General features: G+C 39.4%; 15 protein-coding genes. 5 read left to right on the top strand and 10 right to left on the bottom strand.

The genetic code is table 11. The features are described from left to right. From A7P55_RS15070 to argC, 6 genes are all read right to left on the bottom strand, one after another. On the bottom strand, nt 1–2184 hold the full coding sequence (locus A7P55_RS15070; protein ID WP_171552707.1) for a TonB-dependent siderophore receptor: 2184 nt from the start codon (nt 2182–2184) through the stop codon (nt 1–3). 228 nt (nt 2185–2412) lie between these two features. Next, nucleotides 2413–2775: a YnfA family protein gene (locus A7P55_RS15065; protein ID WP_005204046.1), complete on the bottom strand. Its 363-nt coding sequence runs from the start codon at nt 2773–2775 to the stop codon at nt 2413–2415. Next, nucleotides 2775–5060, bottom strand: coding sequence for an ATP-dependent Clp protease ATP-binding subunit ClpA (gene clpA / locus A7P55_RS15060; protein ID WP_004806787.1), 2286 nt, complete (start codon nt 5058–5060; stop codon nt 2775–2777). The genes A7P55_RS15065 and clpA overlap by 1 nt, the downstream gene beginning before the upstream one ends. 680 nt (nt 5061–5740) lie before the next feature. Next, the gene (gene clpS / locus A7P55_RS15050; RefSeq protein ID WP_004806784.1) at nt 5741–6154 is read right to left on the bottom strand and encodes an ATP-dependent Clp protease adapter ClpS; all 414 of its coding nucleotides are present in this window, start codon (nt 6152–6154) and stop codon (nt 5741–5743) included. A 22-nt stretch (nt 6155–6176) separates the two neighbouring features. Continuing rightward, entirely contained in the window at nt 6177–6932 is a 756-nt protein-coding gene (locus A7P55_RS15045) for a DUF6776 family protein (RefSeq protein WP_171066040.1), read from the bottom strand. Between the two features lie 75 nt (nt 6933–7007). Then, on the bottom strand, nt 7008–8057 hold the full coding sequence (argC, locus tag A7P55_RS15040; protein WP_171552706.1) for an N-acetyl-gamma-glutamyl-phosphate reductase: 1050 nt from the start codon (nt 8055–8057) through the stop codon (nt 7008–7010). A gap of 273 nt (nt 8058–8330) precedes the next feature. Between argC and A7P55_RS15035 the strand changes: the two genes are divergently transcribed. Next, the gene (locus A7P55_RS15035) at nt 8331–9851 is read left to right on the top strand and encodes a hypothetical protein (RefSeq protein WP_171552705.1); all 1521 of its coding nucleotides are present in this window, start codon (nt 8331–8333) and stop codon (nt 9849–9851) included. A 186-nt stretch (nt 9852–10037) separates the two neighbouring features. Next, nucleotides 10038–10649, top strand: a complete 612-nt coding sequence (locus tag A7P55_RS15030; RefSeq protein WP_171552704.1) for a CDP-alcohol phosphatidyltransferase family protein — start codon at nt 10038–10040, stop codon at nt 10647–10649. Nucleotides 10650–10655: 6 nt separating this feature from the next. On the opposite strand, the gene A7P55_RS15025 is transcribed toward A7P55_RS15030, so the two are convergent. Together A7P55_RS15025 and rpiA are read right to left on the bottom strand one after the other, a co-directional pair. Continuing rightward, on the bottom strand, nt 10656–11348 hold the full coding sequence (locus tag A7P55_RS15025) for a SprT family zinc-dependent metalloprotease (RefSeq protein ID WP_171552703.1): 693 nt from the start codon (nt 11346–11348) through the stop codon (nt 10656–10658). Continuing rightward, nucleotides 11348–12019, bottom strand: coding sequence for a ribose-5-phosphate isomerase RpiA (gene rpiA, locus A7P55_RS15020; RefSeq protein WP_171552702.1), 672 nt, complete (start codon nt 12017–12019; stop codon nt 11348–11350). Before rpiA ends, A7P55_RS15025 begins: the two co-directional genes overlap by 1 nt. A 98-nt stretch (nt 12020–12117) precedes the next feature. Here rpiA and ilvA point away from each other — a divergent pair, with 98 nt between their 5' ends. The 3 genes from ilvA (at nt 12118) to A7P55_RS15005 (ending at nt 15808) form a co-directional block, all read left to right on the top strand. After that, complete coding sequence (gene ilvA / locus A7P55_RS15015; RefSeq protein WP_171552701.1) at nt 12118–13662, top strand: threonine ammonia-lyase, biosynthetic; 1545 nt, start codon at nt 12118–12120, stop codon at nt 13660–13662. Nucleotides 13663–13818: 156 nt separating this feature from the next. Beyond that, nucleotides 13819–14469, top strand: coding sequence for a TrkA family potassium uptake protein (locus tag A7P55_RS15010; RefSeq protein WP_171552700.1), 651 nt, complete (start codon nt 13819–13821; stop codon nt 14467–14469). A 1-nt stretch (nt 14470) separates the two neighbouring features. Next, nucleotides 14471–15808, top strand: a complete 1338-nt coding sequence (locus A7P55_RS15005) for a TrkH family potassium uptake protein (protein WP_171552699.1) — start codon at nt 14471–14473, stop codon at nt 15806–15808. Here the strand turns inward: A7P55_RS15005 and A7P55_RS15000 are convergent. Continuing rightward, nucleotides 15796–16323, bottom strand: coding sequence for a cysteine peptidase family C39 domain-containing protein (locus A7P55_RS15000; protein ID WP_171552698.1), 528 nt, complete (start codon nt 16321–16323; stop codon nt 15796–15798). The two genes, A7P55_RS15005 and A7P55_RS15000, sit on opposite strands and share 13 nt — an antisense overlap. Continuing rightward, the gene (locus A7P55_RS14995; RefSeq protein WP_171552697.1) at nt 16324–17493 is read right to left on the bottom strand and encodes a phospholipase A; all 1170 of its coding nucleotides are present in this window, start codon (nt 17491–17493) and stop codon (nt 16324–16326) included. It lies immediately after the preceding gene. Nucleotides 17494–17499: the final 6 nt, after the last annotated feature.

Here is a 17499-nt window from a genome sequence, read left to right as displayed (position 1 = left end):
TCAAAATTTATAATTAAGGGTTGCCATAAAGTTACGTAGCTCCCCCCAAGTATTGATTGCCGTTCTTTTATAAACTGTATTTCCGACATTATCAACATTGACCGCAATACTAAGATCTGAATTGATCTGATATCTCCCCATTAGGTTTAATAGAACATAGTCATCTTGTCGATTAAACTGAGTTGCTACGCCGCGTGCACGAGTATCAAAAATTTCACTTTGCCAATTCACCCCAGCCCCTAATGTCAATTTATCCCATTGATAATTAGTGAACAATTTCAGCGTCTGCCGTGGAAGTGAACTTCCCGTAGCTGTTGTTAAGGTTTTTCCATCCCGATCTTTTGCATCTGTGTAAGTATATCCACCAGAAATATGCCAATAAGGACTCAATTCACCAGCAACCGATAACTCTATGCCCTTTACCTTAGCGCCATTAACGGCAATATAAGCAAATTCACCATCGGTGGTAAACTTTTCACCATCCCTAACAGCAAAATTATCTTGCTTGGTTTCGAAGTAAGCAAGGTTGGTATTTAAGCGTTGATTAAAGAATTCTGCTTTTAAGCCTATTTCCGCACTATTTCCCTCTTCTGGGTCTAAGAATTGACCTGTAACATTTTTTCGAGTAGATGGATTAAAAATAGAGGTATAACTTGCATATGCAGAGATCTGATCATTCATATCTATAATCAAACCCAAATAAGGGGTATAGATATTACTTTGTTTTTGTTCAGTACCTGTATTCTTGCGCTCCCAAGTACTCAAGCGTGAGCCTAAAATCAGTTTTACTGGATCTGCTAACTGTAGTTTGGCCGAGGCAAATCCACCAATCTGATATTCATCAGTTATCGTCCGCCCAATAGGCGTCAAGTTGATATAGTCTCCTACATCACCATGGTAGTTTTGGATAGGTCTAGATGAAAATTGCCAAACTTTATATGCAGGATCATTGGCATTTACTTTGTATCCATTGATCCCAAAACTTAATTCATGCTCGCGACCCAGTGCTTGAAACTGCCCTGAAACAAAACTATCAATTGCATGAACTTCTGGTGTACTTATAAACTTACTTCCATGAACACTCATTTCCCCTGGCTTTAAGATAATCAGGTTACCCTCCCAGTCAGTACCATTGGCGATACCCTTTTCATCTTGATAATTTAAAGTATAGCCTGCTATGTTTCTAATTTGATCACTGTCAGTTTTGGCATAACTATAGTTAATCACGCCTTTCCAATTTGAATTAAATTGATGCTCTACACCCAGTAATGCATATAAATTATTTACCGCAAGATTTGAGTTGTTAGTTGCCGGATTATCTCTTGGTCCAAAGGTCGTCTGCTTCAAACCATCTCCACTCACAAATGGAAAACCATGTTGTGCAGCATTGCGGATTTTATTTTGTTGTAAACTTAGTGCGGTTGTTAATGTCGTCTGATCACTGAGATCATAATCTACCGTACCATAGAGTAAGGTTGAATCTTTATGATAACGATCTTGCTGATTGCCTCCTGATGAATGTGCCGCAATCAATCGCCCTTTCAACGTTTTATCTGTATTCAATCCACCTGATACATCAAACTGACTACGATATCGATCCCAACTTCCCGCCTGAACTTTAATGGAGCCTAGTGTATCTTCAGTCGCACGTTTACGAACATAATTAATGCTTGCACTCGGATTACCTGAACCCCCAAGTAAACCCGATGCACCTTTTAAAATTTCGATACGGTCATAAATGGCCGTGTCTTCCATACCAATGTTATAAGTTCCACCAAAGGATGCAGCACTGGTTGGAATACCATCTCGCATAAAATTATTAATCTTGAAACCACGAGCATAATAATCTGAAAAGCCAGCACCTTCTTGTCCATGCTGACTTTTACTTACCCCAGGTGTTTCCTCTAAAACTCTGCTGATATCTGTTAAATTTTGATCCTCTATTTGCTGTTGAGTAAACACTGTTAAGCTCTGTGGAGTATCTTTTAAATTTAAATCGAGTTTGGTGGAGCTTCGACTTGATTGAACAGTATAACGATCACGATTGTCTTCAGCTTTAACCGTTATTGTAGGTAATGAACTAACAGTTTCTGCTGCCAGTACATCTGAACCAATAATCAAGGAGATCGCTGATACTAAAATTCTGGGAGAAAATACATTTCTGTTGGAAACTAAGGATTCCATGAACACACTCGATTGTAACAATGAAAATAAAAATCATTATCAATCGTAGCAGTATTCTGTCGGTCTGATTTTCATAACAGGCCGTAAAAGTAACCTCTTTGTGCCTAAATTCAGGCTTATCATGGTTTCGCTTATTTAACCGGAATAATAAGCATAACCTAGTGCTTTTATGTTGCTTTACTTTTCTTATTCAAAAATTAAGCATGGTATATACCATGCTTAATGAAACTAACGAACTAAGCCTTGCGGCTGCAAAATGATTAAGCCCGCCCCACACAAAACCACAAGACCACCTAGAATGTCCCACCGTGTTAGCATCACTTGATCGACATAACGCAGCCACAATAAAGCAGTAAAAATATAGATCCCACCATAAGCCGCATAAATACGACCTGATGCTGCAGGGTGCAAAGTCAGCAACCAAACAAAAACCGCTAAGCTTAAAGCAGTCGGAATCCACAACCAATGTGATTTTCCTTGATTCAAAATAAGATAAGGAAAATAACAACCAAGAATTTCAGCAATTGCTGTGACGAAAAATAACCCAAATACTTTAAGTACTTGGGTTATTGAAAAAGACAATTCAAACATTAAGCAGGTTCAGCACTCGGGTTAATATGATCTTCAAAGACTTCCAACTTCAAGCCAACATCTTTGCCATTCTCTGTTTTCACAGAAACTGCAACATTACCACCATGCTCAGCAAGCTCACCAAACAGAATCATCTCAGCTAATGGCTTTTTCAAATGCTCTTGGATCAGGCGTTGCATAGGACGAGCACCCATGAGACGGTCATAACCATTGGCTGACAACCAGTCACGAGCACTTTGATCAACATCAAGTACCACTTGTTTCTCATCGAGTTGTGCTTGCAACTCGGTTAAGAATTTGTCTACCACTGAATCGATGATTGTCGTCGGAAGTGCTTTAAATTGAATCACACCATCCAAACGGTTACGGAATTCAGGAGAGAATGCACGTTTCATTGCATCTTGGTTATCTGCGCTGTGATCTTGTTCGGTGAAACCAATACTTGCACGGACAATACTTTCTGCACCAATATTGGTGGTGAGCACAATAATCACATTTCTGAAATCAGATTTACGACCATTATTGTCAGTCAAAGCACCATGATCCATGACTTGTAATAACAAGTTGAATACATCTGGGTGCGCTTTTTCAATCTCATCCAGCAACAATACACAATGCGGATTTTTATGAATCGCATCGGTTAGCAAACCGCCTTGATCATAACCAACATAACCTGGAGGCGCACCAATCAGGCGAGAAACCGCATGACGCTCCATATATTCAGACATATCGAAACGAACCAGCTCTACGCCTAGCAATTTAGCCAGTTGCTTAGTGACTTCGGTTTTACCCACACCTGTTGGACCAGCGAAAACAAAACTACCCACTGGTTTATCTGGTGCTTTTAAGCCTGCACGAGATAATTTGATCGCGGATGCAAGTGCTGTAATCGCTTCATCTTGACCAAATACCACACGTTTAAGATCACGTTCCAGATTCTCAAGTACAGACTTGTCATCTTTAGAAACAGTTTTCGGTGGAATACGCGCAATCTTAGAAACGATATCTTCGATATTCTCAACCGAAATCGTTGTACCATCCACTTCTGCTTTCAAGCGGCGTTGCGCACCCGCCTCATCAATCACATCAATCGCTTTGTCTGGCAAGAAACGATCATTGATAAATTTAGCTGACAACTCAACAGCAGCAACCAATGCTTTATCATCATATTCAACATGATGGAAATCTTCGAACTTGTTTTTCAAGCCACGTAAAATTTCAATTGTTTCATTGATACTTGGCTCATTCACGTCAATTTTCTGGAAGCGACGAGACAAAGCATGATCTTTTTCAAAGACCTGACGATACTCTTGGAAAGTTGTTGAACCAATACAACGTAGGCTGCCATTTGCCAAAGCAGGTTTGATTAAATTCGATGCATCCATGGTACTGCCCATGCTTGAGCCTGCACCAATGATCATATGAATTTCATCAATGAATAAGATCGCATTTGGATTCTTTTTCAAAGCATTTAACAATTGTTTTAAACGCTTCTCAAAGTCACCACGATATTTAGTCCCTGCAACCAAAGCACCAATGTCTAAGCTATAGACTTCAGCATTGGCAAGTGGTTTAGGTGCTTTACCATTGACGATTAACCATGCCAAACCTTCTGCAATCGACGTTTTACCCACACCTGGGTCACCCACTAAAAGTGGATTGTTTTTACGACGACGGCATAAAATCTGAGCCGCACGCTCAATTTCTTTTTCACGGCCAATTAAAGGATCTGTTTTACCCTTTTGTGCTTCGATATTTAAGTTCAGTGTATATTGCTCAAGTGGTCCAGCATTTGCTGAAGCAGCACTTTCACCTTCAATATCTTCAACCTCTTCCTCAACTTGAATCTCATCTTTACGTGTGCCATGAGACAGGTATTGAGTCAAAGTTAAACGATTAATTTGATGACGTTTAAGCAAATAAACCGCGAATGAATCTCGCTCTGAATACATTGCAACTAGAACATCTGCACCTTCAACCGTACGGTCACCACCGCTCGATTGAACATGGAAAATTGCACGTTGCAAAATTCGATCAAAGCTCTCAGTTGGATGAGGGGCCTGTTCACTATTATCACCAAGTTTTGGGGTATGTTGCTCTACATATTCCTCTAATTCTTTACGCAAAGTAACGATGTCTGCACCACATGCTTTTAATGCATTTACGGCAGAATCGTTATCAAGCAAGGCAAGCAACAAATGTTCAACTGTCAGAAACTCATGTCTCTTTTGACGAGCCATGCTAACAGCCAAACGTAACGATACTTCTAATTGACGACTGAGCATGTAACCCCCTTATATCTTGGGCTCTATCAAAAAAAGAAAATCTTTTAATGAAAAAGCTAATTATTGACTTGATCCGCTGAGCTTCTGTAATCGTGATTAAATGTACGTCTACAAGTCTCTTTGCTTCATAATCTACTGTTAGCATTAGTTGACTATCTTGGTCAAGATTCAAAACAAAGTATTGTTGTAAAAATTCAATTACAAAGAGAATAAGACTTATCTAATCGTTCAAAAAGACAGCGAACTTGTTATTCATTTATGAAACAATATCAAACCTATGAAAAATTGTAATACTGCATGATCTTGCTTAAAGCCTAACAAATCATCCATAAGTTTAATATATTGACGCTCAGTATATTGTTTCATGTTTTTAGCACAAAACAAGATATGTATTCATCCATCGATTCGAAAAGCTTTACTTTATGCTTTCAGCAACACTTACACCATTTCACTCATAACATATAAGTCTAAGTCATACGATGGTGCAAGGTCTTGCCGATGAGGAATATATTCCGCAAGGGCGTTGCTTTTCTTAACGCTTTCACTCGCAACATATGAGCCATATCATGGCGCAAGGTCTTGCGCATGAGGAATGAAGTTCCTCAAAAGCGTTGCTTTTCTTACCCTTTTCACTCACAGCATAGCTGTTCGTCTTGCGCAGCTAAAAAGCGTTGCTTTTCTTAACGCTGCTCAGGTTCGATCTGGCACAACAAAGGATGACCTTGAGCTCTTGCATAGTTATTCACTTGATTTGCTTTTGTTTCAGCAATATCTCGTGGATAAATACCTGCTGTTCCCTTACCTTCATAATGAACTGTTAACATCACCTGACTGGCCTGATCGAAGTCCAACCCAAAATAGCTTTGTAGCACTTCAATGACAAAATCCATCGGTGTGTAATCATCATTCATGAGCACGACCGCATATAAAGGTGGCCGTTTTAACTCTGGTGGGGCAGTTTGTACAACCACCTCACCCTCATGATCCTCTTGCGAATCACTTAAACGTGGATTCAAGTGCCAATCGACAAACCCAGATTGATGAAAAGAATTTTTCACCTCACTTAAATTCATTTGACGTTTATATCTTCGCATATTGAGTTCTTAATCTAAAAAATTATTGGGCATTTGCTTCAGCTTGAGGAATTTCTGACACGAAAGCAGAACCTACATCTACAGGCTTACCTCGTTGCCAACTAAAACGCTTGATTACAGGCGTGCCAGAACCAGTTAAACGAACTTCAATGAATTGAGGTGTAAAGCCTTTAGGCATTGTCCAACGCCCTGTTAGACGCTCAAAATCATCAAAATTAAAGTTCTTATCTTCTAAAGGTACAACTAAAATTTCAGTATCTTTAATTAAACGTAATTCAACCGAACCAGAAGCACGGCGTTTATTTGGACTGACTTGAACAAGATCAATCTGATATTCAAAAGCATTTTCTGGTAAAGATTTAATAGCCATATTTTGAATTGTTAAGCTTACACCACCACGTTGTCTCAAAATATCACGATAAATCGCATTCATGCCTTCAAATTGGGTCTTATCCGCATTGGCTTGATTCACTGCTTTGAATAAGTCATCCGCATTACCCACAGCCATATCACGCTCTTGAACAGCAGCATTCAAACTCTTGCTGACTGAATCCAATGCAGTCTTTTGTTTCTGAACCACATCTACCAATTGCTCAGCGTCTGCATCATAACCAACCACAGTTAAACCTTGACGGTGGCCAACAGTATAACCAAGCAAAAAACTGCTACCGATAAGAACAGTAGCACCAATAATCAAAGGTAAATTCGTTTTTAAGAATTTATTTTTTTCAACGGAACTGTCTGGTGAAGTAGTCGGTTCAACGTTTTCCATCATCATCTCTATCGTTATGATCTGTATCAAAGCACACATTAAAATCGAAATTTAAATGTGTGTGAAGTAAAAAAGCGTTTTTTATGGTAATAAACCAATACCTTCCAAGCCTGCAGCCTCATCAAAACCAAACATTAAGTTCATATTTTGAATCGCCTGACCTGCAGCGCCTTTGACTAGGTTGTCTTGAGCAACCAAGATAATCAATTTATTGGCTTGTGGGCGGTAGAGTGCAATTCTGAGCTCATTCGCACCGCGAACACTACGTGTTTCTGGGGAACTATTTGTAGGCATAACATCAACAAAGCGTTCATCTTTATAGAAATCTTCGTAAAGTGCTTGTAAGTCAAGTTGCTGACCTTGTTCGGTTAAGTCAACATAAATCGTACTCAGCATGCCACGAATCATTGGCACGAGATGCGGCACAAAAATAAGCTGATCGAACTGTCCTTTTTGCCCCGAAATATTTTCAAGTGCTTCAACAATCTCTGGATGATGACGATGCCCAGCGACGCCATAAGCCTTAAAATTATCAGCATTTTCACTGTATATCATACCGAGACTTGCTTTACGCCCCGCTCCAGACACCCCAGACTTCGCATCTACAATAATACTTTGTGTTTGAATCAGTTGGTCTGCATTTTTAAGTAATGGAGCTAAACCTAATTGCACAGTCGTTGGGTAACAACCAGGATTGCCAATCACTTGTGCTTGCTTGATCTTCTCACGATTTAACTCAGTTAAACCATAAACAGAATCTTTTAAGATGGTAGGACAACTATGTTGCATCCCATACCATTTTTCAAACTGAACCAAATCTTGCAAACGAAAATCAGCTGCAAGATCAATTACTTTTGTACCTGTTGCAATCAATTTTTCAACATGTTGCATCGCTACACCATGAGGCGTTGCAAAAAACACAACATCACATTGTGCTAATTGATCTAAATCCAGATCAGAAAACTCAAGTGTTGTATGCCCGCGTAGACTTGGGAATATATCTGCAACACGCTTTCCTGCTTCTGTACGAGAAGTGAGAATACGAACCTGAACTTGTGAATGTCTTAATAAAAGACGTAATAGCTCAACCCCAGTGTATCCAGTTCCACCAACAATACCAACAGAAATCACGTATGACACCTCAAGCGTTCAATTAGATAAACAGTATGGCAGTTTGACCCATTTTACACAATCTTCAAGTATCTAACATTTAAGAAAATAACAGAACTGTTATTCCTCCATATAGTCAAAAGTCTAAAATTGGATACAAATAAATAGATTAAATTTGGATTGATTCTACCATTGGTCAAGAAATGCTATTGAATCATTTCACTATTCGAATAGAATAAAAAAATTGCGGTAATAATAAATTTCATGGATGCAAATTTTTTTTGGAGAGCTGGAATGCCTTCTTTGATGTCAAAACAAAGATTACATCATCATATTTGCTTAGGACTAAGTACTCTTCTACTCAGCTCTGCATTAATTGGCTGTGGAAGCGGTGAAAGTAAAGCAAACATAGAAACCACCCCAACTGTTTCTATCCCAAAACCTAAAGATTTCAATATCAAAACACCTATTGAAATGCGAAACATTATCATTCGAATTTTCGATAATTTTGATAATACCCTGATCTTTGAACAAACTGAAAATACAACAACAAATCTCAATATCTCGCTTCCTAAAATTTTGGACAAAGATCATTTATATCGCATTGAGCTATCAACAACCCCTAATTCTCTTATCTATAATTTTCAAAATGGGCAATATGAAAATATATCCATTCTTTTAAGAAGTTTGATTGAAGTCGATACTAGTAATCTTACTCAATCTATCTATATCAATCCGAGCTCTGAAGCAATTTTTCAACGGGCTATCATTCGTTCGGGGTTATTGCCAACTGATACGAACAACAGTCCCACCAATATTAGTGCCTTACACTTAAAACTTGCTACAAATGATATAAATATGGCATTAACCGATGCTTTTTATCAGCTAGATATTACCAACCTTAATCCCAACACTTTATTCAATGTTTTTTCACCACAAAACGTTTCCATCCAATCTAATTCCTATACCAATACATATGTTAGTTTTGGGCTCCTACAACAATGGTCAAATATTTATCCTAAGAATGCATTTGCAGAGTTTACTAACAATTTATCCATAGACTTAAGAGATGGGTATCTCGATGCCAAAAAAATACGGAACGATCAAAGTGCCTTGACTTCCTTAATCACCTCCGCACCAGATAATATCGATTCTACAAAAAATACTTTATTCGATATTACAATGAACCAAAAATCCACTAGAGAAGCATTCGCTAATTCGTTAAAACAAGCTGTTCTACAACTGGCTGATCATTATCAACAACCCTCATTTAATCCCCAAAGCTATATCTTATTAAAACAAAGAACGTATTCAGGGACACAACCAACTCAAAACTCGGATACTAGTTTTCGAATAGCAGGTGCTGGTGACTATCGCCGCGCGGTAGGATTTTCAGATACGACTAAAACATGTAATGGTTCTCTTTATCCATGTAAACAAGGGATTACAGGAATAAATATTGTTAATTCAGGCTTACCTTCAATTGAATATTTAATCGGCAGCTACAAAGACTCATCTGGTAATTGCCAGTTAAATGTACGTGGTGATGGTTGGTTAGAGCTCATCAAAGATGGACAAACTTTTAGCTCGAAACTGGATGGAGATAGTACTGATAATTTATTACAAGTAGATAAGGCGAATGCTGAATACTTACTGAATAGCAGCTCAACAGAACCCAACAACAGCACACTGCAATATAATTTTATTCAAGTCAAAATAAAGGTAAATCAGGTAGTAAGTGCAAGTGCTGGCTTAGACAGTCGCAAAGCACCTGATCAGTTACAAACGACTCAATTGCAATGCAATTTCTCATAGTTAAAGCTAAATTAAAACATTGATGCTTAGCCAAAACTTAATGTCCAAATCCAAAATAATCGTGCCGATTCCAATAAAACAGCAGCTTTAATTAAGCTGTTGTTTTATTTTAAATCTGTTATTTCAATCTTAGCTTTGTTCTTCGGCTGATATACTGCCTTAATAAACTCATTGATCTTATTTTTAATGCCTCTTAAGTATCAAATCCCTACACTTCTTGTTTATTCCAGATTGCTGCTCGGCTTTCTCATTGTCATTGTGACCCTACTACAACCCCAATTCTTTCCTATTTATACCGTAGTATTTTTAACGCTAGGACTAATGAGTGATATCTTTGATGGCATCATTGCAAGACATTTAGGCGTATCAGATGAAAAATTACGTCGCTTAGACTCCAATATTGATCAAATCTTCTTTATTTGTGCAATCACATCAATTTACTTACAACAACCTGTTTTTTTTAAACAATACATTTGGCCAATTCTGGTTCTAATTTTATTTGAAGTGGCGATTTACATGGTTAGCTTTATTAAGTTCCGTAAAGAAGTGGCCACCCATAGTCTTGGTGCAAAAATTTGGACCTTATTTCTCTTTGCCTTGTTGGTACAAGTGACACTCACAGGCCAAAGTCAAATTTTATTCTGGATTGTTTTTTGGCTAGGCCTGCTGACGCGGACTGAGATCATTGCCATTATTTTGGTACTCAAACAATGGCAAAATGATGTACCTAGTCTAAAACAAGCATTCCGTATTCGCAAAGGCTTACCCATCCAACAAAATCGTCTCTTTAATGGCTAGACGATTCTATTTTTTATAATACCAATTGGGCAATTGCGTCTGTTTCAATTGCTTTCGATGCTCAAGGTAATTGGTATCATGCTTTTCCACTTCACTCCAAAATGCAGCACTATGATCAAAGTGTTTGGTATGTACTAACTCATGTACACAAACTGATCGCACAATATGTTCTGGCATCAGCACCAATGCGGCATTTAACATGATGTCATGTTTGGAGCTACAACTGCCCCAGCGTGTTTTAGGTTTGCGGATACTACATTGCTGATACACTAAGCTGATTTGTTGACTCACTTGAGCCAAATATTCAGGCAAAAACTGCTTTGCATAGGCCAAAACTGCTGCTTGCAAAGCTTGTTCTGACTGTTCATTTCTCACCCAGATAATGTACTGATCAAAATCAAACTTAAAAATATGTCGTTGCTGTTGTTGAATAATCTTAAAAGGCTGCACATGATGAAACAATGTCAACGATTCAGGAAATACCGTAATTTGATTAAATTGCTGTTGTTGTTTAGCCCAAGTCTCGATCAACCATTGTTCTGATTGATGCAGAAACTGCTGAATCTGTCTTTTACTGCAAAACAATGGAACGGTGAGGCGAATACCTGTCGGCTCGACACGCAAGCGCAAATTTCTTGCCCTTGCATGTCGAACAACCTTAATTTCAGGTAACAGCGTTTCTAATGAAACTGATGGCATTATTGTGCTGTACGCTCTTCGATACCATTGTCAGTTGCAACAACAGCAATCGTTGCTGCATTTAATGCAAAGATACCATTGGTCACAACACCAGGAATATCATTAATGGTCTTTTCCAACTCAATCGCATTTAGAATATTCAGATTAAATACGTCTAAAATCACATTGCCATTATCGGTTACAACACCTTCACGATAAACAGGATCACCACCTAGCGCAACAATTTTACGAGCCACTGCAGAACGCGCCATTGGAATCACTTCAATAGGAAGTGGGAAATCACGTCCTAATTGATCCACCCATTTTGAATCATCTACGATACAGACAAATTTCTTTGCAATTGATGCCACAATTTTTTCTCGGGTTAATGCTGCACCACCACCTTTGATCATATGCATATGACGGTCAATTTCATCAGCACCATCCACATAAGCATCTAAACCACCGACAGAATTCATATCAACAACTTCAATGCCTAGTTTTTTTAGGCGTTCAGCTGTCGCCGTTGAACTTGCCACTGCCGCTTCTAATTGCAATTCAGGCAATAAATCAATTAAAAAATTAACGGTACTTCCTGTTCCTACGCCCAAAATGCCGCCTTTAGGCAAATGTTTCAAAGCTGCTTTGGCCGCAGCTTGTTTTTTTTCATCTTGGGTTGCATATAGACTCATGACTTCACTCAACTATTTTGACATTTGCTTTAAGAAAACAGCGCAAATGCACAGGGGTTTGCTACAATGATTGCCTATTTTAAACTGTTATAGGGAAGATGAACATGCTGTCTCGTGTGGTACGACAAATTTTACAAGCAACGGTTTATGATGTTGCGATTGAAACACCGCTTGAAGCAGCTCCACGAATTAGTCAGAAAATTAATAATAACATTCGATTTAAACGTGAAGATTTACAGCCTGTCTTCTCTTTCAAGTTACGCGGTGCTTACAACCGAATTAGCCAATTACCAAAAGATCAGCTTGATCGTGGTGTTATTTGTGCATCTGCAGGTAATCATGCTCAGGGTGTCGCACTATCAGGAAAAAAATTAGGGATTCATGCCATCATTGTCATGCCAAGTACGACACCTGACATTAAGGTTCAGGCAGTTAAGCGTTTAGGTGGTCAAGTTGTGTTACATGGCGACAGTTTTGATGTTGCCAATAAATACGCAAAACAACGTGCTGAAGATGAAGGCTTGGTTTTTATTCCGCCTTATGATGATGAACTGGTGATTGCGGGCCAAGGAACTATTGCCAATGAGTTATTGCGTCAATGGCGTGATGTAGAATACGTTTTTGTTGCTGTCGGTGGTGGTGGTTTAATCGCTGGGGTTGCAGCCTACCTAGGTGAAGTTGCACCACATGTCAGAATCATTGGTGTTGAATACGAAGAATCCGCGTGCTTAAAAGCTGCACTTGAAACCAATGAACGTGTGATCTTACCTCATGTTGGTCTATTTGCTGATGGCACAGCTGTTGCACAAATCGGTGAGTTACCTTTCGACATTATTCGTCTTCGTAAATCAGATAATTCAGGTCCAATCGTAGAACCAGATATTGTCACCGTAGATACAGATGAAATTTGTGCTGCAATCAAAGACACTTATGATGAGAATCGCAGTATTGTTGAACCTTCGGGCGCAATGGCCTTGGCTGGGATTAAAAAATATGTCGCAGAGCACCAACTGACTGGCAAAAATATGGTGTCAATTGTTTGTGGTGCCAACATGAACTTTGACCGATTACGCTATATTGCCGAACGTACTGAGTTGGGTGAACGTCGTGAAGCGATCTATGCTGTGACGATTCCTGAGCAAAAAGGAGCCTTCCTGCATTTTTGCCGTGCCCTACAAGGTCGTAATATCACCGAGTTTAACTACCGTGCCAGTGATAGTAATCTCGCTCAAGTCTTTGTCGGCATTAGCCTCAAAGGTGGTGAAACCGAGCGTCATGAAATTCATGAGATGTTAAAACAACAGTATGAAGTAGATGACCTGTCTGATGATGAGGTTGCTAAACTGCATATTCGTTATTTGATTGGCGGCCACGCCAATATTGAACATGAGCGTTTGTTCCGTGTCGAATTCCCAGAACGTCCTGGTGCGTTATTAACCTTCCTAGAACGCTTAGGCCCAACCCATAACATTACCTTATTCCATTACCGCAACCACGGCGCAGCTGAAGGTCGTGTGTTGGTTGGCTTACAAGCAACTGATGCCAAACAAAACCCTGATGGCTTAGTCGAAACATTGGAAAAAATCACTTATCCATATGCTGAAATTAGCAACAATATTGGTTATCAGCGCTTCCTTAAATAAGCAACTTAATAACTTAAAGCCGGCATGATGTCGGCTTTATTTTTATTCGATGTTTTGCTTATAGATGTGCATCGCAAACAAAATCATTACAAATAGAAAGTTATTCCATCTTAAAATGAATAAAAAGACATTTTTATCATTTAGTTAAGGACAGTTATGGCACAGTTTGCAGTCATTGGTTTAGGGAGTTTTGGAGCAACTGTTGCATTAGAGCTAACTAAACTGAATCATGATATCATTGGCATTGATACCATCAAACGTAATGTCGAAAGCCTTGCAGATCGCATTACGCATGCCGTGATTGCCGATGCCACCGACGAGCACGTCCTAGAAGAGCTGAATATCCAAAATTGCGATGCTGTCGTTGTTGCGATTGGTGAAGATATTGAAGCCAGTATTCTCTGTGTTTTAAATCTCAAGAATCTTGGTGTTGAGAAAATTCTAGTCAAGGCTAAAACTAAAGCACATCACACCATTCTCTCCCATTTAAATGTCAGTAAAATTATCCATCCTGAAGAAGATATGGGTGTTCGGGTCGCTCAGGCATTAAATTACCCAATGGTGAGCCGTTATATGGCGCTTGACCATGATCATTACATTGTTAAAGTTCCTGTGCATGAAAAGCTCAACAACGTAAATTTATCTGGCATTTTAAAACAAGAACCGCATATCAAACTTTTATTGTTAAAACGAGATCAAGAAATTCTCTATGAAACAGATGGCAACTTCACCTTAAAAACAGGTGATGTCCTCATTCTAGAAGGTTTACTCATCCATCTCCGAAAACTTTCAGGATGTTTCGCATAACATGGCATTCAAAATAAACTCCCAGAAAATTTTCAATCTGAGCCCACCTTCTTTGCTGGCGATTGGATTCCTTAGTTTTATTATCATTGGCACAATTTTGCTAAAAATGCCGATTGCCAATAAAGGTAATGTGAGCTGGATGGATGCCTTATTTACAGCAACTTCGGCTGTAACCATTACAGGTTTATCAGTCGTAAACCTGAATGATTCATTCAATCATCTTGGGCAGTTTATTATTCTGTTGTTGATTCAATCAGGTGGTTTAGGTTTTATGACCTTTGCGATATTGGCTGCATTAAGTCTCGCTCCTAAACTCGGCTTAAAGCAACAAATGATGGCGCAGGACAGTTTGGGTCAAACCAGCCTTTCCAAAGTCACCTTTGTTGCCAAAGGTGTAGTACTGTATACCCTGTTGTTTGAATTGATTGGCGTCATTATCCTAACAGCCTCCTTTGCACCCATGTATGGTTTTGATCGTGGGCTGTATTATGCGGTTTTCTATAGTGTCTCAGCTTTTAACAATGCAGGTTTTTCCTTGTTTGATAACAGTCTGATTAACTTTCAAAGCCACTATCTGATTTGCCTCACCATCAGTATGTTATATACCTTAGGTGGAATTGGCTTCTTGGTTCTGATTGATGTTAAACAAAATAAACGCTGGAGCAAGTTGAGCCCGAACAGCAAATTGATCCTCAGTACGATTGCAATTTTAAATCTTGTTGCATTTGTCTTAATTTGGTTATTAGAGTCAAATAATCCGCTTACCCTTGGCTCGATGAGTTTAGGTGAACAAGCCATGAATGCATGGTTTCAAGCCACCGTGCCACGCTCTTCGGGCTTTAATACCATTGACACAGGTTCGATGGAACACAGTACAGCCTTACTCACCATGTTACTCATGTTTATTGGTGGGGGTTCTCTCAGTACGGCTGGCGGTATTAAAGTCGGTACTTTTGTGATTTTACTGCTCTGTGTGATTTCTTTTTTACGACGTAATGAAGAAATCCGTATTTTTAACCATTCAGTGTCACAAGAAACCACCTATAAAGCACTTGCTGTAACCGCGATTACGGGCATGTTGGTTTTCGTCGGATGCTTTATTATTTTCCTACTTGAACCAAAATTAGATGTGCTCGACTTAATGTTTGAAGTGGTCTCTGCGGCATGCACTGTAGGACTGTCGCGAGGTGCAACTGGTCAGTTGCATGATGGGAGTTTGTTCGTGCTGAGTTTGTTGATGTTTACGGGACGATTAGGGCCGTTAACACTGGCTTATTTAATCGCGACGCCAAAGAAGAGCCGCTTAAAACATGCCAATGCCAATATTCAGATTGGATGATGATCTAAAGGCTGTTCAATCAAAATCACTTGTCGACAAATTTCATCATTTTGACGTTGCTGTTCAAACACTATTTTAGACATCACGTCAAAATGATCACAGAAACTAACCTCTTGTTCATCAATTGAATAAATCAAGGATTGGTTCCCTATACCCTGTAATGTGTCATAAAACACAATCACGAAGTGGCCTTGTTCATAAGCTCGCTGAATCTCTGAATAAGTTAAAGCAGCCTGAATGGGAATCTGAAGACGCTGCGCATCAAGATAACTTTGCTTTTCCTTTTCATCAATATTAGGGTCAGGCGCCGTATAGAACGATACCTCAAACCCTAATTTTTTCAGTGCCACAGCCAAAGCGATGGTGAATGTTCCATCTTCTCGGTCATGACCAGACAAGCGAATCAGGTCCGCAATATCAATATGGGTATGATATTGCTTCACGATTAACCAGAGTGCAAAGACGCCACAATTTGCTTCAAGCTGCAATAAGGACTCTGGAATATTTAAACTCATTTAGTACCAGTTCATTAAAGATACACCTAAGCCGACATAGGTCGCTCGGTGATTATAATCAATCAAGCTCTCGCCATAGCCATCAAATATTTGAAAATGACCGCGTAATTTATCTTTAATTGGGAAAGCCCAGTCAAACTGAACCGCACCATGTGAGCGATCACCACCTTTTAATGAATGACGTAACATCAAAGAAAAATCATTATTGCCCTTACGGTAAAATGCGGTTAAATCACCACGACCAATATAATCCTTGATGTCTGGGTTATTATCATCTTTGGCATCTTCTTCAACACGGTACCAAGGACGCAACATCAGTGCGAAGTTGTCTTTTTCAAAACCAAGATTAAAAATCACACGGTTCCAACTACGTGATAACGGATCTGAACGACCATTGGATTGGTGGTTCAAGGTGACCCCAAGCAAACGTGCATTTAGACCTAAAATTTCATAATTGGTTCTAAACATCAAACTCGCTTCAGGCTCATAATTGGTCTCACGGAATGGTCTTGATTCCTCTGAGTTATAAACTTGCCAACGTGAAGATTGCGTGTAACCCAACCAGAGATCACCATTATTACCAAAGATGTTTTCCCAAGCTTTGGTCTTAAATGAAAGTTGGAACTTTGCTTCGCTCGAGGTTAACTCTTGCTTATCTTTGACTGTATTTTCAGGGTTTGGACTGCTTGGAAATTCATTTTTATCACTCGTCCAGAACACTGGTAACAGATAAACCGGTTGATAAGCACGAATATTCCATACCCCCAGTTTACTTTCTTCTGACAATTCCCAACGGCGATCGAGTAATGAAACGTTTGGATCAAATTTTGGTGCAGCACCTAATATATGCAAGTCACTAACCTTTTGAACCACCTTATCTTTCAAAGACTCTGGTTTGGCTGGTTCACTCGACTCAGCCACAGGCATAGCGGCTGCAACCATAGGCGCTGCATCGGTCTGAACTTGTGTTGGAATAATGGTCGGCGCTTTAAAAAGGCGGTCATAACAAGCCAGACGCTCAGCATTTGCGGCCAAGGCCACACAGGCATCAACGGTTGCAGGGCTTGCAGGTGCTGTTGATTCAGCATGTGACAACGATGTCGCTAAAGAGCCAAGTATCGCAAGGATACTCAGCTCCAAATGACTACGTTCAAAAGATTTGAACGCCATAGATTT

This window comes from Acinetobacter sp. Ac_5812 (genome assembly GCF_013072695.1).
Taxonomy (GTDB): Bacteria; Pseudomonadota; Gammaproteobacteria; order Pseudomonadales; family Moraxellaceae; genus Acinetobacter.
Note: the sequence above shows the minus strand (reverse complement) of the source record. Positions and strands in the feature narration are given on the sequence as shown.

Excerpts from the sequence above, each read along its gene's own strand:
- A7P55_RS15005 (WP_171552699.1), top strand. The coding sequence starts at position 14,471 with ATGGCATTCAAAATAAACTCCCAGAAAATTTTCAATCTGAGCCCACCT.
- A7P55_RS15000 (WP_171552698.1), bottom strand. The coding sequence starts at position 16,323 with ATGAGTTTAAATATTCCAGAGTCCTTATTGCAGCTTGAAGCAAATTGT.
- A7P55_RS14995 (WP_171552697.1), bottom strand. The coding sequence starts at position 17,493 with ATGGCGTTCAAATCTTTTGAACGTAGTCATTTGGAGCTGAGTATCCTT.
- A7P55_RS15030 (WP_171552704.1), top strand. The coding sequence starts at position 10,038 with ATGCCTCTTAAGTATCAAATCCCTACACTTCTTGTTTATTCCAGATTG.
- A7P55_RS15025 (WP_171552703.1), bottom strand. The coding sequence starts at position 11,348 with ATGCCATCAGTTTCATTAGAAACGCTGTTACCTGAAATTAAGGTTGTT.
- ilvA (WP_171552701.1), top strand. The coding sequence starts at position 12,118 with ATGAACATGCTGTCTCGTGTGGTACGACAAATTTTACAAGCAACGGTT.
- A7P55_RS15045 (WP_171066040.1), bottom strand. The coding sequence starts at position 6,932 with ATGATGATGGAAAACGTTGAACCGACTACTTCACCAGACAGTTCCGTT.
- clpA (WP_004806787.1), bottom strand. The coding sequence starts at position 5,060 with ATGCTCAGTCGTCAATTAGAAGTATCGTTACGTTTGGCTGTTAGCATG.
- clpS (WP_004806784.1), bottom strand. The coding sequence starts at position 6,154 with ATGCGAAGATATAAACGTCAAATGAATTTAAGTGAGGTGAAAAATTCT.
- rpiA (WP_171552702.1), bottom strand. The coding sequence starts at position 12,019 with ATGAGTCTATATGCAACCCAAGATGAAAAAAAACAAGCTGCGGCCAAA.
- A7P55_RS15035 (WP_171552705.1), top strand. The coding sequence starts at position 8,331 with ATGCCTTCTTTGATGTCAAAACAAAGATTACATCATCATATTTGCTTA.
- A7P55_RS15070 (WP_171552707.1), bottom strand. The coding sequence starts at position 2,184 with ATGGAATCCTTAGTTTCCAACAGAAATGTATTTTCTCCCAGAATTTTA.
- A7P55_RS15010 (WP_171552700.1), top strand. The coding sequence starts at position 13,819 with ATGGCACAGTTTGCAGTCATTGGTTTAGGGAGTTTTGGAGCAACTGTT.
- A7P55_RS15065 (WP_005204046.1), bottom strand. The coding sequence starts at position 2,775 with ATGTTTGAATTGTCTTTTTCAATAACCCAAGTACTTAAAGTATTTGGG.